The organism is Streptomyces sp. NPDC023541 (assembly GCF_055559995.1).
Genome location: NZ_JBVHJO010000001.1, coordinates 829,904 through 842,611, shown reverse-complemented (window position 1 = coordinate 842,611; position 12,708 = coordinate 829,904). Strand labels below are relative to the sequence as shown.

Below are 12,708 nucleotides of genomic sequence, written 5' to 3'. Positions count from 1 at the left end.
GACAGTTCCAGGCACGTGTCAGCCACTACAAACGACGCGGTCACACACCACCAGAAGCCAACAAACCATCACAGCAAGTACCGTTGCAGTACTAGCGGGAGCGGTGAGTGGCGGGAGGGGGCCGGTGAGCCTCAACGGGAGGCCTGTTGGTTACTCCGGGCGGTGAGCTGGCCCTGGACGTAGGCGTCGGTATCCGGCGTGTAGGGGCCGCCGTGGTCGTAGAGCAGGTCGGTGATGCGCTGCCATTCCGCGACTTCGGCGCGGACCCCTGTGTCCGTTTCCGGCTTGCCTGAGGTCTGCTCGGCGGCCTTGAGTGCCTCGGCGGTCTGGTGGTGTGTCATACCCGTCGCCCGCTGGCGTACCCGGTCCCGGGCCGCTCGCTCCTCGGAGGTCGGCACATGCGGTTCGGCTGCCGGCGAGATGTCGTCCTGGCTCATGGGTGGTTGGCCTTCCGTCAATGGTCCGGCCCACTCTGTCATTTACCCTTCAATACCCCGCGCCGGCCCCTTCATTACCCGTAGCGGGAGCGCGAGACGCCCGGAGCCTCTTCGGCGGGACCTGCGTCGTCTTCGACCACCGAGGCCCGTGTCTGCGGTGGAGGAGCGGGCGTGCTGGGGTCACTGCAGGCCCGAGACCTTGAACACGGTGCGGGCGGTTTCACGGTCGATGCGCGCCGCCAGCTGGCGCAGGGCCGTGGCGCCGCACAGCAGGGTGCCCCGCCGGATCGAGGTGCGGGTGTCCTCGTCGAAGCGGCGCCACATGGCGGGATTGCGGACCAGGACGGTCGGGTCGATCTCGACCACGTTGCCCTCCGTGTCGCGCAGGATCATGCGCTGGGCCACGCCGTCGGACCACCTGATCGAGACGAGGCTGTCGGTACGGACCTTGTGCCCCGTCAGCAGGCCGCAGGCGCTCAGTTCGCCGGGGGCCGTCGAGACCCGGGACGGCAGCAGGATCACGAAGACGAGGGCCGCCAGACTGGTCCAGAGGGCGCCCCGCGTCATGTCGAGCGTGCCGAAGCCCGTGTCCATGGCGAGCAGCGCCGTGTACAGCAGGCTGGTCACGCCGATGGCGGTGCGCCGCTCGTGGGCCCAGTCGATGTCGTGCGCGAGGGGTCCTGGAGGCTCCGCGACGGCGGTCTGTGTGCCGGTCGTGGACCGCGTGAATCGTCGTCCCATGGGGCGACGGTAGGGCGGTTCCGGGCCATGGACCGGGTTCTGACGCACCGCTGACGCGGCGGCTACGGCATTTTGATGATGAGGGTTCGTATGCGGCTCACGTGAGTACCGCCGTCGCGTTGCCCGCTCGTACCGTGACGCGTGCGCGTCCGGTGACGTGGTGCACGTACTCCCGGGTCAGGCGGAAGCCGGCCGTCCAGGCCAGCAGCCGGCTGGGCCGGTTGTCGCGCGAGCAGGACCAGCTCGCGGTACGTCCGCGTGCCTGGACATCGGCGGTCAGACCCGAGACGCAGGCCAGTGCGAGGCGTTCACGGCGCCGGTCGGGCACGGTGACCACCGCTATGTCCTCGTACGCCCCGCCGCGGAAGTAGCTGCAGGCGACGGAGAGGACCGCCCCCTGGGCGAACGCGGCCCAGCCGTACCCGGAAGCGGCAAGTCCGCCCGGGCCGCCCCAGCTGGTGTGTATCCAGGCGTTCTCGGGGTGGAGCGCTGCCAGTGCCGGGGCGTCCTCGCGGGTCAGGCGCCGCACCGTCACGCCGCGCGGCGCCCGGGGGAGGGGCACCGGCACCTGGTGGACGTACAGCATCCGCTCGCAGGGCACGACCCGGTCGAAAGCGGAGGCGAGGTACGGCCCGAACCGCGCGGGAGCTTCGACGTACCGGCCGGCGAACCGCGCCAGCGCATCCGGCGCGAGGAGGCTCGGCTCGCCGCGCAGCAGGACGTGGTCCGAGCAGCTGACGGCGAGCACGCGGGGCCGGTCGGGGTGGTCGGTCCACCACTGACCGTGGCCGGTGGCCAGCACGTGTTCGGCGAGCGTGCCGGGACCGGGTGAGCCGGCGGGGAACCAGCGGCTCAGGGTCGGCAGCTGCTGCGGTGCGATTTCGAACATGGGGCCTCTCCAGGCTGTGCCCGGGACGTCCGGGCGGAGGGAAGCAGGGGACCGACGCCTGCGAACGGGTGGGCCCCGTGCCCGCCGGGACGGCGGTGGGCACGGGGCGGGAGCGGCCGCCCGCCGTACGGGCGGGGCGGGCGGCCGCGGATCGGAAGGCGCGTCAGCGCACCGTCGGGTGAACAGCGCGCGGGGCCGGGCGCACCGTATGAGGTGGCCGGTCGTCATGGCGCAGACCGCTGTTCACCTCGCCCATACAACGGGGTGGCGCGCCCGCACTCAAGGAGGTCGGACCGTCCTTGACGCAGCTCTGACAAGGGCTGGAGCTGCTCCCGTAGGGAAGCCGTCAAGGTCACGCCCGTGGGCGTATGAACGTCGTCAACGCCCGCCGGCACGGGAGGAAACGGTTGTTTGCTCGAGTGAGCCGTCCCATCTCCGTAGGACGGACGACAGGAAGGCGGCACGCCGATGACCCGGGTGCTGGTGGTCGATGACGAACCGCAGCTCGCTCGGTTGCTGGTCATGAACCTGAAGGCACGCAAGTACGAGGTGGAGTCCGCGCAGGACGGGGGTGAGGCCCTGGACGCCGTGGCCGCCTGCCGACCGGACGCGGTCCTGCTGGACCTCGGGCTGCCCGACATGGACGGGATCCAGGTGATCAAGAACCTGCGGGGCTGGTCGCAGGTACCCGTCCTGGTCGTCTCCGCCCGCCACGGATCGAGCGACAAGATCCAGGCCCTCGACGCCGGCGCCGACGACTACATCACCAAGCCCTTCAGCATGGACGAACTGCTCGCCCGGCTGGCGGCCGTGGTTCGCCGTACGCCCGACCACGGCGCGACCGCCGCGGACGAAGCGGTGGTCGAAACCGAGGAGTTCACCGTCGACCTGCTCGCCAGGAAGGCCAGGCGTAGAGGGAATCACGTCAGGCTCACCCCGACCGAATGGCAGCTGCTGGAGGTCCTGATCCGTAACCGGGGCCGGTTGGTCAGCCAGCAGAGCCTGCTCCAGGAGGTGTGGGGCTCTTCTTACGGAACACAGACCAACTACCTGCGGGTGTACATGGCGCACCTGCGGCGGAAGCTGGAGGCGGACCCGGCGCACCCGCGTCACCTGATCACCGCTCCCGGTATGGGGTACCGCTTCGAGGTGTGAGCGGTACCGGAGCATGGAAGCGGGGCGGCCCTCACAGGGAGGGCCGCCCCGCGCAGAGGACGGAGGCTCAGCGCTGACCGGGCTTGGAGCCGCGGTTGGCTCCCTTGCGCCGACGGGCCTTCTTCTTGCGGGAGCGCTTGGACATGAGGGTGTACTCCTTCAGGCGGTGTGGCCGACGAGGAGGTCGGCGAGCTTGTTGAGGCGCTTGACGGTGCGGTCCTCGGTGGCGGCCGGCGCCGGGGCGACGCGCTCGGAGCGGTCGTAGTAGGCGCCGTTGACGATTTCGATCGCCGGGTCGCAGAGCCGCACGACGTGCTGGGCGCCCTCGGCGGCCGGCGCACCCTCGTGTCCGTAGAGGGGAAGGAGACCGGTCGCGCACACACCGGGGTTTACGGAGACGGCGGTGACGCGGGGGTCGGCGGCGAAGACCGTCAGGGCCAGCTGAGACTGCGCGTAGGCGGCGAGCCGGGAGTAACGCCGCACCCGCTGGGGGTCGTTCCACTGGATGGCGCCAGTGCGGTGGAGCGAGGAGGACACGTTGACGACGCGGCCGCCCGGATCGCTCGTGAGGGCGGGCTCCAGGAGGTTGGTGGAGGCAGTGAGCGAGGAAGTTGACCTGGAAGGCGACCTCGTTGCCGTCGGCCGTGAGCGTGTGGCGCTCGGGTGCGGCGATGGCCGCGTTGTTGACGAGTACGTCGAGACGCGGGTACTCGCGGACGACGGCGTGCGCCAGGTTCTCGACCTCCTCGAGGCGGACGAAGTCGGCGGTCAGCGGCCGCAGCAGGCCGCTGTCGATGCCGTCGGTGGCGACGAGGCGATCGGTCGCGGCCCGGGCCTCTTCGGCGGTACGGCCGTGGAGCAGGACGACGGCGCCGCGCCGGGCGAGCAGGCGAGCGGTCTCGTAGCCGATGCCGGCGGTGGCGCCGGTGACGAGGACGGTACGCCCGGACAGGGATGCAGTCATGTGGGATTCCTGGAAACGGGCATGGCTGACGCGCCCTGCGCCCCGACGTCATGCAGGGGCGTGGGCGGGCTCAGGCCATGCGGTGAAGGTGGGGACGCGAACGGAGCCCCGATGGCCGGAGTCCGTCAGGACGCCGGAGGCTGGTACGCGCAGGACGCGCGGCCGAAGTCAGAAGGCCGGGCGGACAGCGGGCGCCGTCGGCTGCACCCGAGGAGGTGGCCGATCGTCGTGGCGCGGACCGCTGTTCATGACTCGATCCCACCGCATCGGAGGTGTGGCGGGCAAGTCTGTGGACGCTCTTTGACGACCTTCTGATGCCCGCCGTCAGGCCGGCGTCAAAGAGCGAATTCTGAGCGCAAGGAACACGTCAAGGGGTGCTGCCCAGGTCTTCCACCCGGCGCAGACTGGTCGTGCGACGGAGCTGGACGACGGGCCGGCGGCATGCGGCATGCGGCGTGGGCGGTGACCTGAACACCGCCGACGAAGAGCACGGTCCCACCGTGGGGGTAAGGGCCGGTGCGACCGCGTGCCGGTCAGCTGTCGCACACCACAGGAGCCGTCCGGCTCTCCGGTGTGGGGATACCGGGGCCGGACGGCTTGCGTGAGGTGTGTGCCTGTACGGAGGATCCGTACGGGGTCAGGTGACCGCCGAGGTCGGGAGTTCCGCGCTGACCGGGAGAGCGCTGCCTGCCATGGGGAGGGTGATGACCATGGTGAGGCCGCCGCCGGGGGTGTCCTCGGCTGTGAGGGTGCCGCCGATGGCCTCCGTGAAACCCCGGGCGACGGCGAGGCCCAGGCCGACGCCGGCGCCCCGTGGGGCGTCGCCGTGGCGCTGGAAGGGCTCGAAGATCCGGTCCTTGGCCTCGTCCGGGACCCCGGGCCCGCGGTCGACGACCCGCAGTTCGACACGGTTGCCGAGGGCGCTGGCGGAGACGTGGACGGCCTGGCCGTCGGGGCTGTACTTGACGGCGTTCTCGACGATGTTGGCCACGGCCCGTTCCAGCAGACCCCGGTCGACGGCGACCATCGGAAGCGTCTCGGGGATGTCCAGGTCGACGCTGTCCTCCGGTACGCCGCCCAGCGCCATCGGGACGACCTCGTCGAGGTCGGTCTCGCGGATCAGCGGGGCCACGGTGCCGGTGTTGAGGCGGGACATGTCGAGCAGGTTCCCGATCAGGGCGGCGAGGCGGTCGGCACCGTCCTCGATGCCTTCGAGGAGCTCGGCCCGGTCTTCCTCGGACCATTCGACGTCGGCCGAGCGCAGGGAGGTGACGGAGGCCTTGATACCGGCGAGTGGGGTCCGCAGGTCGTGGCTGACGGCTGCCAGAAGGGCGGTGCGAATGCGGTTGCCCTCGGCGAGCGCCCGTGACTTCTCGGCCTCGTCGACGAGGCGCTGGCGGTCGAGGACCACGGCCGCCTGAGCGGCGAACGCCCCGAGGACACGGCGGTCCTCGGCGGGCAGCACCCGGCCGGTGAGAGCGAGAGCCATGTTGTCGCCGATGGGCAGGTCCACGTCCGCGTCCTCCGGACGTCCGACCGGGCTGGTGCCGACGGAAGCCGCCGTGGTCCAGGGGTCGACTTCGCTGGTGCGCTCCAGGAGGGCGACCGACTGCATGGCGAAGGTCTCGCGCAGCCGCTCCAGGAGGGCGTGGAGGGAGTTCTCGCCGCGCAGAACGCTGCCGGCGAGGAAGGAGAGGATCTCGGATTCGGCGCGCAGGCGGGCGGCCTGGTGGGTGCGCCGGGCGGCCAGGTCGACCACCGAGGCGACGGACACCGCCACACCGACGAAGATCGCGATGGCGACGATGTTCTTCGGATCGGAGATGGTGAACTCGTGCAGCGGCGGGGTGAAGAAGTAGTTCAGCAGGAGCGAGCCGAACGCCGCCGAGGCCAGTGCGGGCAGCAGCCCGCCGAGCAGGGCCGCCGCCACCGTGCAAGTCAGGAAGAGCAGCATGTCGTTGGCAAGGCCCAGGTCGGGCACGGCCAGGTTGAGCAGCACGGTGAGCAGGGCGGGGCCGGCGATGCCGGTGAGCCAGCCCCAGATGATGCGGGACCGGCCGAGGCGCGCGCCGCGCGCGACGGGCAGGCTCCGGCGGCCCTTGGCGGCCTCGTCGTGGGTGACGATGTGGACGTCGAGGTCGGGGCCCGATTCGCGGGCGACCGTGGCGCTGACGCCGGGGCTGAAGACGGACTGCCACGACCGTCGGCGGCTGACGCCGAGCACGATCTGGGTGGCGTTGCAGCCGCGGGCGAACTCCAGGAGCGCGTCGGGGATGCTGTCGCCTATGACGTGGTGGAAGGTGCCGCCGAGGTCCTCGACCAGGGTCCGCTGGACGGCGAGTTCCTTGGGGGAGGCGGAGGTGAGGCCGTCGCTGGCGGCGATGTAGACGGCGAGGACCTCGCCGCCCGCGCCCTTCTCGGCCAAGCGGGCCGCGCGGCGGATGAGGGTACGGCCCTCCGGTCCGCCGGTCAGCCCGACGACGATGCGTTCGCGGGCCTGCCAGGTGGAGCGGATGTCGTGCTCGCCCCGGTACTCCTGCAGGTACTCGTCCACGCGGTCGGCGACCCAGAGCAGCGCGAGCTCGCGCAGGGCGGTCAGGTTGCCTGGGCGGAAATAGTTGGAGAGGGCCGCGTCGACCTTGTCGGGCTTGTAGACGTTGCCGTGGGCCATGCGGCGGCGCAGCGCCTGCGGGGACATGTCGACCAGCTCGATCTGGTCGGCGCGGCGGGCCACCTCGTCCGGGACGGTCTCGCGCTGTCGCACCCCGGTGATCGTCTCGACGACGTCGCCCAGCGACTCCAGGTGCTGGATGTTGACGGTGGACACGACGTCGATGCCTGCCTGGAGGAGCTCCTCCACGTCCTGCCACCGCTTGGCGTTGCGGGAGCCGGGGACGTTGGTGTGCGCCAGCTCGTCCACCAGCGCCACTGCGGGGCGCCGGGACAGGATCGCGTCCACGTCCATCTCGGTGAAGGTGGAGCCCCGGTACTCGATCTCGCGCCGCTCGATGAGTTCCAGGCCGTGCAGCATCACCTCGGTGCGGGGCCTGGAGTGGTGTTCGACGAAGCCGACGACGCAGTCGGTGCCCCGCTCGATCCGGCGATGCGCCTCGGACAGCATGGCGTACGTCTTGCCGACGCCCGGCGCCGCGCCGAGGTAGATGCGGAGCTTGCCGCGTCCCATGTTCCGTCTCTTCTTCTTGCTGGGGAGTGGGGGCGATCAGGGTTCGAAGCGGTATCCCATACCGGGTTCGGTGATCAGATAACGGGGGTGGGAGGGGTCCGCTTCCAGTTTGCGCCGGAGCTGGGCCATGTAGACGCGGAGGTAGTTGGTGTTCTCCCCGTACGTCGGCCCCCACACCTCCAGCAGCAGCCTGCTCTGCGTGATCAGACGACCGGGGTGGGTGATCAGGATCTCCAGCAGGTGCCATTCGGTCGGGGTGAGCCGTACGCTGCGCTCGCCCCGCCGCACCTTCTTCGCGACCAGGTCGATGGTGAACTCGTCGGTCGTGACGACGGAGACCTCGTCGGCCTGCGAGGTCGCGGGCGCCTCCTGTCTGCGGGTGGCCGCGCGCAGGCGGGCCAGGAGCTCGTCCATGCTGAACGGTTTCGTCACGTAGTCGTCGGCGCCGGCGTCCAGGGCCCGGATCTTGTCCTCGGAGGTGTGGCGTGCGGAGAGGACCAGGATGGGGACCTTGCTCCAGCCGCGGACGCCCTTGATGACGTCGATGCCGTCCATGTCGGGCAGGCCGAGGTCCAGCACGATGACGTCCGGCTTGCGCGCCGCCGCGAGCCGCAGGGCCGCGCTGCCGTCGCCGGCCTCCTCGACCTCGAACTTCCGCGCCTGGAGGTTGATCCTCAGCGCGCGGACGAGCTGGGGATCGTCCTCCACCACCAGCACCCGGGTCATCGGTGTGCAGCCTTTCCTTCGGTACGGGCACGGCAGGAGCCGACGGGGCGTTGCCCGCCCCGGCCGAGGCCGGGGGGAGCGGTGCGCCCCGCAGGCTCCCGGTGCGTGCGTTGTGGAACATCAGCTCTTGGAGAGCGCCTTCAGGGCGATGTTGAGTTCGAGGACGTTGACGCGCGGTTCGCCCATGAAGCCGAGGGTGCGGCCCTGGGTGTGGTCGGCGACGAGCTTGTCGACCTGCTTGACGTCGAGTTTGTTCTGCTCGGCGACCCGGTGGACCTGGAGCTTGGCGTACTCGGGGGAGATGTTCGGGTCGAGGCCGGAGCCGGAGGAGGTGACGGCGTCGGCGGGGACGTCTTCCGGCTTGACCTGGTGGCCGGCCGTGGAGTTGTCCGCGATGACGGCTTCCTTGGCGGCGAGGACCTGGGCGCAGAGGGTGCCCTCCTCCGCGTTCTTGGTGCAGACCCCGTTCACCGCGCCGTTGTCGGCGGACCGGTTGGTGGCGCCGGAGAGGATCAGCGCGTACTGGGTGTTGACGCTGTTGCTGCCCAGACCGTTGGAGGGGCGCGGCTGGAACCACTTCAGGTCCGGCCGGGCCGCCTCCTCGGCGTCATTCGGATCGTTCTTCGGGAGGTTGTACGTCTGCCCGATGAGGGAAGAGCCGACGACCTGGCCGCTCTTGTCCTTGATCTCGGAGCCGTTGGCCTTGTCGTTGAACAGAGCCTGGGCGATCCCGGTGACGGCGAGGGGATAGATGACGCCGCAGATCACGGTCAGAACGAGCAGGGCGCGCAGGCCTGCCCCGAGCAACCGTGCTGCGTTTCCTACAGAGTTGTTCATCGCAGATCAGCCGATTCCGGGGATGAGGGAGATGAGCAGGTCGATGAGCTTGATGCCGATGAACGGGGCGACGAGGCCGCCGAGTCCGTAGATCCCGATGTTGCGGCGGAGCATCTTGTCGGCGCTGGTGGGCCGGTACTGGACGCCCTTGAGGGCGAGCGGTACGAGGGCGATGATGATCAGCGCGTTGAAGATGACGGCGGAGAGGATGGCCGACTCGGGGGAGGCCAGGCCCATGATGTTGAGCTTGTCCAGGCCCGGGTAGACCACGGCGAACATGGCCGGGATGATCGCGAAGTACTTCGCGACGTCGTTGGCGATGGAGAACGTGGTCAGGGCCCCGCGGGTGATGAGGAGCTGCTTGCCGATCTCGACGATTTCGATGAGCTTGGTGGGGTTGGAGTCCAGGTCCACCATGTTCCCGGCCTCCTTGGCGGCCGAGGTGCCCGTGTTCATGGCCACGCCCACGTCGGCCTGGGCCAGCGCCGGGGCGTCGTTCGTACCGTCGCCGGTCATCGCGACGAGCTTGCCGCCCGCCTGCTCCCGCTTGATGAGGGCCATCTTGTCCTCGGGGGTGGCTTCCGCGAGGAAGTCGTCCACGCCCGCTTCTTCGGCGATGGCCCTGGCGGTCAGCGGGTTGTCGCCCGTGATCATGATCGTCTTGATGCCCATGCGGCGCAGCTCGTCGAACCGCTCGCGCATGCCTTCCTTCACGACGTCCTTGAGGTGGATGACACCCAGGACACGGGCACCCTTATCGTCCTTGACGGCGACCAGGAGCGGGGTCCCACCGGCTTCCGAGATCCGGTTGGCGAGGGTGTCGGCGTCGTCGGAGACCTGGCCGCCCTGCTCCCGCACCCAGGTGATCACCGAGCCGGCAGCGCCCTTGCGGGTCTGCTTGCCGTCCACGTCGACCCCCGACATGCGGGTCTGGGCGGTGAAGGCGATCCACTCGGCGTGCGACAGCTCGCCCTGGTGGCGTTCGCGCAGCCCGTACTTCTCCTTCGCGAGGACGACGATGGAGCGGCCCTCGGGGGTCTCGTCCGCGAGGGACGACAACTGGGCGGCGTCGGCCAGTTCGGCCTCCGTGGTGCCCTTGACCGGGACGAAATCAGAGGCCTGGCGGTTGCCGAGGGTGATGGTGCCGGTCTTGTCGAGCAGCAGGGTCGAGACGTCGCCGGCGGCTTCCACCGCACGACCGCTCATCGCGAGGACGTTGCGCTGGACGAGCCGGTCCATGCCTGCGATGCCGATGGCGGAGAGCAGCGCGCCGATCGTGGTCGGGATCAGACAGACCAGCAGGGCCGTCAGCACGATCATCGACTGCTCGGCGCCCGCGTAGATCGCGAACGGCTGCAGGGTCACGACCGCGAGCAGGAAGACGATCGTGAGGGACGCGAGCAGGATGTTCAGCGCGATCTCGTTCGGCGTCTTCTGCCGGGCCGCGCCCTCCACAAGGGCGATCATCCGGTCGATGAAGGTCTCGCCGGGCTTCGTCGTGATCTTGATGACGATCCGGTCGGACAGCACCTTCGTACCGCCGGTGACGGCCGAGCGGTCGCCGCCGGACTCGCGGATCACCGGCGCGGACTCGCCGGTGATGGCGGACTCGTCGACGGACGCGACGCCCTCGACGACGTCACCGTCGCCGGGGATGACGTCCCCGGCCTCGCAGACCACCAGGTCGCCGATGCGCAGCTCCGCACCCGGGACCTGCTCCTCGCCCCGTCCGTCCTGCTTCAGGCGTCGCGCGACGGAGTCGGTCTTGGCCTTGCGCAGGGTGTCCGCCTGCGCCTTGCCCCGGCCCTCGGCCACGGCCTCCGCGAGGTTCGCGAAGATCGTGGTCAGCCACAGCCACGCCGTGATCGCCCAGCCGAACCAGTCGCCCGGATCCTTCAGCGCCAGCACGGTGGTGACCACCGAGCCGACCAGGACCACGAACATGACCGGCGACTTGATCATGACGCGGGGGTCGAGCTTGCGCACGGCGTCCGGGAAGGACTTCAGCAACTGCTGGGGGTCGAACAGGCCCCCGCCCACGCGCCCGCCGCCCGGCTTGTGGCCGGTGGGCACGTCCTGGTGCGGAGCCCTTGTGGGAGTGGCGGTGCTCATGAGGCGAGCCCTTCGGCGAGCGGTCCCAGCGCGAGGGCCGGGAAGTAGGTCAGACCGGTGATGATGAGGATCGTGCCGACGAGCAGGCCCGCGTAGAGCGGCTTGTCGGTGCGCAGGGTGCCCGCCGTCTCGGGGACCGGCTTCTGCTCGGCCAGCGAGCCGGCCAGCGCGAGGACGAAGACCATGGGCAGGAAGCGGCCCAGCAGCATCGCGATCCCGATGGTGCTGTTGAACCACTGCGTGTCGGCGTTGAGGCCGGCGAAGGCGGAGCCGTTGTTGTTGGCGCCGGAGGTGTACGCGTAGAGGATCTCGGAGAACCCGTGCGCACCGGTGTTCGTCATCGAGTTCGCCGGGGTGTCCAGCGCCATAGCGGCGGCCGTGAAGCCGAGGACGAGGGCGGGGGTGATGAGGATGTAGCAGGCGGCGAGCTTGATCTCGCGGGTGCCGATCTTCTTGCCGAGGTACTCGGGGGTGCGGCCGACCATGAGGCCGGCGATGAACACGGCGATGAGCGCCATGATCAGCATGCCGTAGAGGCCGGAGCCGACGCCGCCGGGCGCGATCTCGCCGAGCTGCATGCCCAGCATCGCGATGCCGCCGCCGAGCCCGGTGTAGGAGGAGTGGAAGGAGTTGACCGCGCCCGTGGAGGTGAGGGTGGTCGCGACGGCGAAGATCGACGAACCGCCGATGCCGAAGCGGGTCTCCTTGCCCTCCATCGCCCCGCCGGAGACCTCGAACGCCGGGCCGTGGTGGGCGAACTCGGTCCACATCATCAGCCCGGTGAAGGCGATCCAGATTATGCCCATGGTGGCGAGGATCGCGTAGCCCTGGCGGAGGTTGCCGACCATGCGCCCGAAGGTGCGGGTGAGGGCGAAGGGGATCAGCAGGATCAGGAAGATCTCGAAGAGATTGGAGAAGGGGGTGGGGTTCTCGAAGGGGTGGGCGGAGTTGGCGTTGAAGTAGCCGCCGCCGTTCGTGCCCAGCTCCTTGATGACCTCCTGCGAGGCGACGGCGCCGCCGTTCCACTGCTGGCTGCCGCCCATGAACTGGCCGACCTCGTGGATGCCGGCGAAGTTCTGGACGGCGCCGCAGGCGACCAGGATGATCGCGCCGATCACGGAGATGGGAAGAAGAACGCGGATGGTGCCGCGGACGAGGTCGGCCCAGAAGTTGCCGAGTTCACCGGTGCGGGAGCGTGCGAAGCCGCGTACGAGGGCGACGGCGACGGCCATGCCGACGGCGGCGGAGACGAAGTTCTGCACCGCGAGGCCGCCGGTCTGAACGACGTGGCCCATGGCCTGCTCGCCGTAGTACGACTGCCAGTTCGTGTTGGCCACGAAGGACGCGGCCGTGTTGAAGGCCTGGTCCGGGTCGATCGACACGAAGCCGAGCGAGCCCGGCAGTACGCCCTGGGCGCGCTGCATCAGGTAGAGGAACAGGACGCTCACGGCCGAGAAGGCCAGGACGGCGCGCAGGTAGGCGGGCCAGCGCATCTCGGCGGCCGGGTTGGCGCCGATGGCCTTGTAGATCCACTTCTCCGGGCGGTAGTGCTTCTCGGAGGAGTAGACCCGCGCCATGTAGTCGCCCAGCGGGCGGTAGACGAGGGCGAGTGCGGCCATCAGCGCGAGGAGCTGGAGCACGCCGGCGGTTTGGGGACTCATCT

At 69.9% G+C, this 12,708-nt stretch carries 9 protein-coding genes and 1 pseudogene; 1 reads left to right on the top strand and 9 read right to left on the bottom strand.

What is annotated here, in order from left to right; translation table 11 throughout:
• Positions 1 to 131: 131 nt before the first annotated feature.
• The 3 genes from ACZ3X1_RS03980 to ACZ3X1_RS03970 all read right to left on the bottom strand — a co-directional run bounded on the left by ACZ3X1_RS03980 (position 132) and on the right by ACZ3X1_RS03970 (position 2,067).
• A complete protein-coding gene (locus ACZ3X1_RS03980) occupies positions 132 to 437 on the bottom strand; it encodes a hypothetical protein (RefSeq protein WP_467276244.1) in 306 nt (101 codons plus the stop codon).
• A gap of 180 nt (positions 438 to 617) precedes the next feature.
• Positions 618 to 1,178: a hypothetical protein gene (locus ACZ3X1_RS03975; protein ID WP_467276241.1), complete on the bottom strand. Its 561-nt coding sequence runs from the start codon at positions 1,176 to 1,178 to the stop codon at positions 618 to 620.
• 97 nt (positions 1,179 to 1,275) lie between these two features.
• Positions 1,276 to 2,067, bottom strand: coding sequence for a GNAT family N-acetyltransferase (locus tag ACZ3X1_RS03970; protein ID WP_467276239.1), 792 nt, complete (start codon positions 2,065 to 2,067; stop codon positions 1,276 to 1,278).
• Positions 2,068 to 2,535: 468 nt separating this feature from the next.
• Between ACZ3X1_RS03970 and ACZ3X1_RS03965 the strand changes: the two genes are divergently transcribed.
• On the top strand, positions 2,536 to 3,222 hold the full coding sequence (locus ACZ3X1_RS03965; protein ID WP_467276237.1) for a response regulator: 687 nt from the start codon (positions 2,536 to 2,538) through the stop codon (positions 3,220 to 3,222).
• 159 nt (positions 3,223 to 3,381) lie between these two features.
• Here the strand turns inward: ACZ3X1_RS03965 and ACZ3X1_RS03960 are convergent.
• The 6 genes and pseudogenes from ACZ3X1_RS03960 to kdpA all read right to left on the bottom strand — a co-directional run bounded on the left by ACZ3X1_RS03960 (position 3,382) and on the right by kdpA (position 12,706).
• A pseudogene (locus ACZ3X1_RS03960) lies at positions 3,382 to 4,186 on the bottom strand (SDR family NAD(P)-dependent oxidoreductase).
• Positions 4,187 to 4,823: 637 nt separating this feature from the next.
• Positions 4,824 to 7,370 carry a DUF4118 domain-containing protein gene (locus tag ACZ3X1_RS03955; protein WP_467276234.1) on the bottom strand — a complete coding sequence of 849 codons (2,547 nt, stop codon included), beginning with the start codon at positions 7,368 to 7,370 and terminating at the stop codon, positions 4,824 to 4,826.
• 36 nt (positions 7,371 to 7,406) lie between these two features.
• A complete protein-coding gene (locus tag ACZ3X1_RS03950; RefSeq protein WP_467276231.1) occupies positions 7,407 to 8,096 on the bottom strand; it encodes a response regulator in 690 nt (229 codons plus the stop codon).
• Between the two features lie 120 nt (positions 8,097 to 8,216).
• Positions 8,217 to 8,933 carry a potassium-transporting ATPase subunit C gene (locus ACZ3X1_RS03945; protein ID WP_467276229.1) on the bottom strand — a complete coding sequence of 239 codons (717 nt, stop codon included), beginning with the start codon at positions 8,931 to 8,933 and terminating at the stop codon, positions 8,217 to 8,219.
• A 6-nt stretch (positions 8,934 to 8,939) separates the two neighbouring features.
• Positions 8,940 to 11,045 (bottom strand): potassium-transporting ATPase subunit KdpB, encoded by a 2,106-nt coding sequence (kdpB, locus tag ACZ3X1_RS03940; RefSeq protein ID WP_467276226.1) that lies wholly within the window; start codon positions 11,043 to 11,045, stop codon positions 8,940 to 8,942.
• Complete coding sequence (kdpA, locus tag ACZ3X1_RS03935) at positions 11,042 to 12,706, bottom strand: potassium-transporting ATPase subunit KdpA (protein ID WP_467276223.1); 1,665 nt, start codon at positions 12,704 to 12,706, stop codon at positions 11,042 to 11,044. The genes kdpB and kdpA overlap by 4 nt, the downstream gene beginning before the upstream one ends.
• Positions 12,707 to 12,708: the final 2 nt, after the last annotated feature.

What these genes read in the sequence shown, in the direction of transcription:
- ACZ3X1_RS03980 (WP_467276244.1), bottom strand. Translation starts at nt 437, where the DNA reads ATGAGCCAGGACGACATCTCGCCGGCAGCCGAACCGCATGTGCCGACC.
- ACZ3X1_RS03975 (WP_467276241.1), bottom strand. Translation starts at nt 1,178, where the DNA reads ATGGGACGACGATTCACGCGGTCCACGACCGGCACACAGACCGCCGTC.
- ACZ3X1_RS03970 (WP_467276239.1), bottom strand. Translation starts at nt 2,067, where the DNA reads ATGTTCGAAATCGCACCGCAGCAGCTGCCGACCCTGAGCCGCTGGTTC.
- ACZ3X1_RS03965 (WP_467276237.1), top strand. Translation starts at nt 2,536, where the DNA reads ATGACCCGGGTGCTGGTGGTCGATGACGAACCGCAGCTCGCTCGGTTG.
- ACZ3X1_RS03955 (WP_467276234.1), bottom strand. Translation starts at nt 7,370, where the DNA reads ATGGGACGCGGCAAGCTCCGCATCTACCTCGGCGCGGCGCCGGGCGTC.
- ACZ3X1_RS03950 (WP_467276231.1), bottom strand. Translation starts at nt 8,096, where the DNA reads ATGACCCGGGTGCTGGTGGTGGAGGACGATCCCCAGCTCGTCCGCGCG.
- ACZ3X1_RS03945 (WP_467276229.1), bottom strand. Translation starts at nt 8,933, where the DNA reads ATGAACAACTCTGTAGGAAACGCAGCACGGTTGCTCGGGGCAGGCCTG.
- kdpB (WP_467276226.1), bottom strand. Translation starts at nt 11,045, where the DNA reads ATGAGCACCGCCACTCCCACAAGGGCTCCGCACCAGGACGTGCCCACC.
- kdpA (WP_467276223.1), bottom strand. Translation starts at nt 12,706, where the DNA reads ATGAGTCCCCAAACCGCCGGCGTGCTCCAGCTCCTCGCGCTGATGGCC.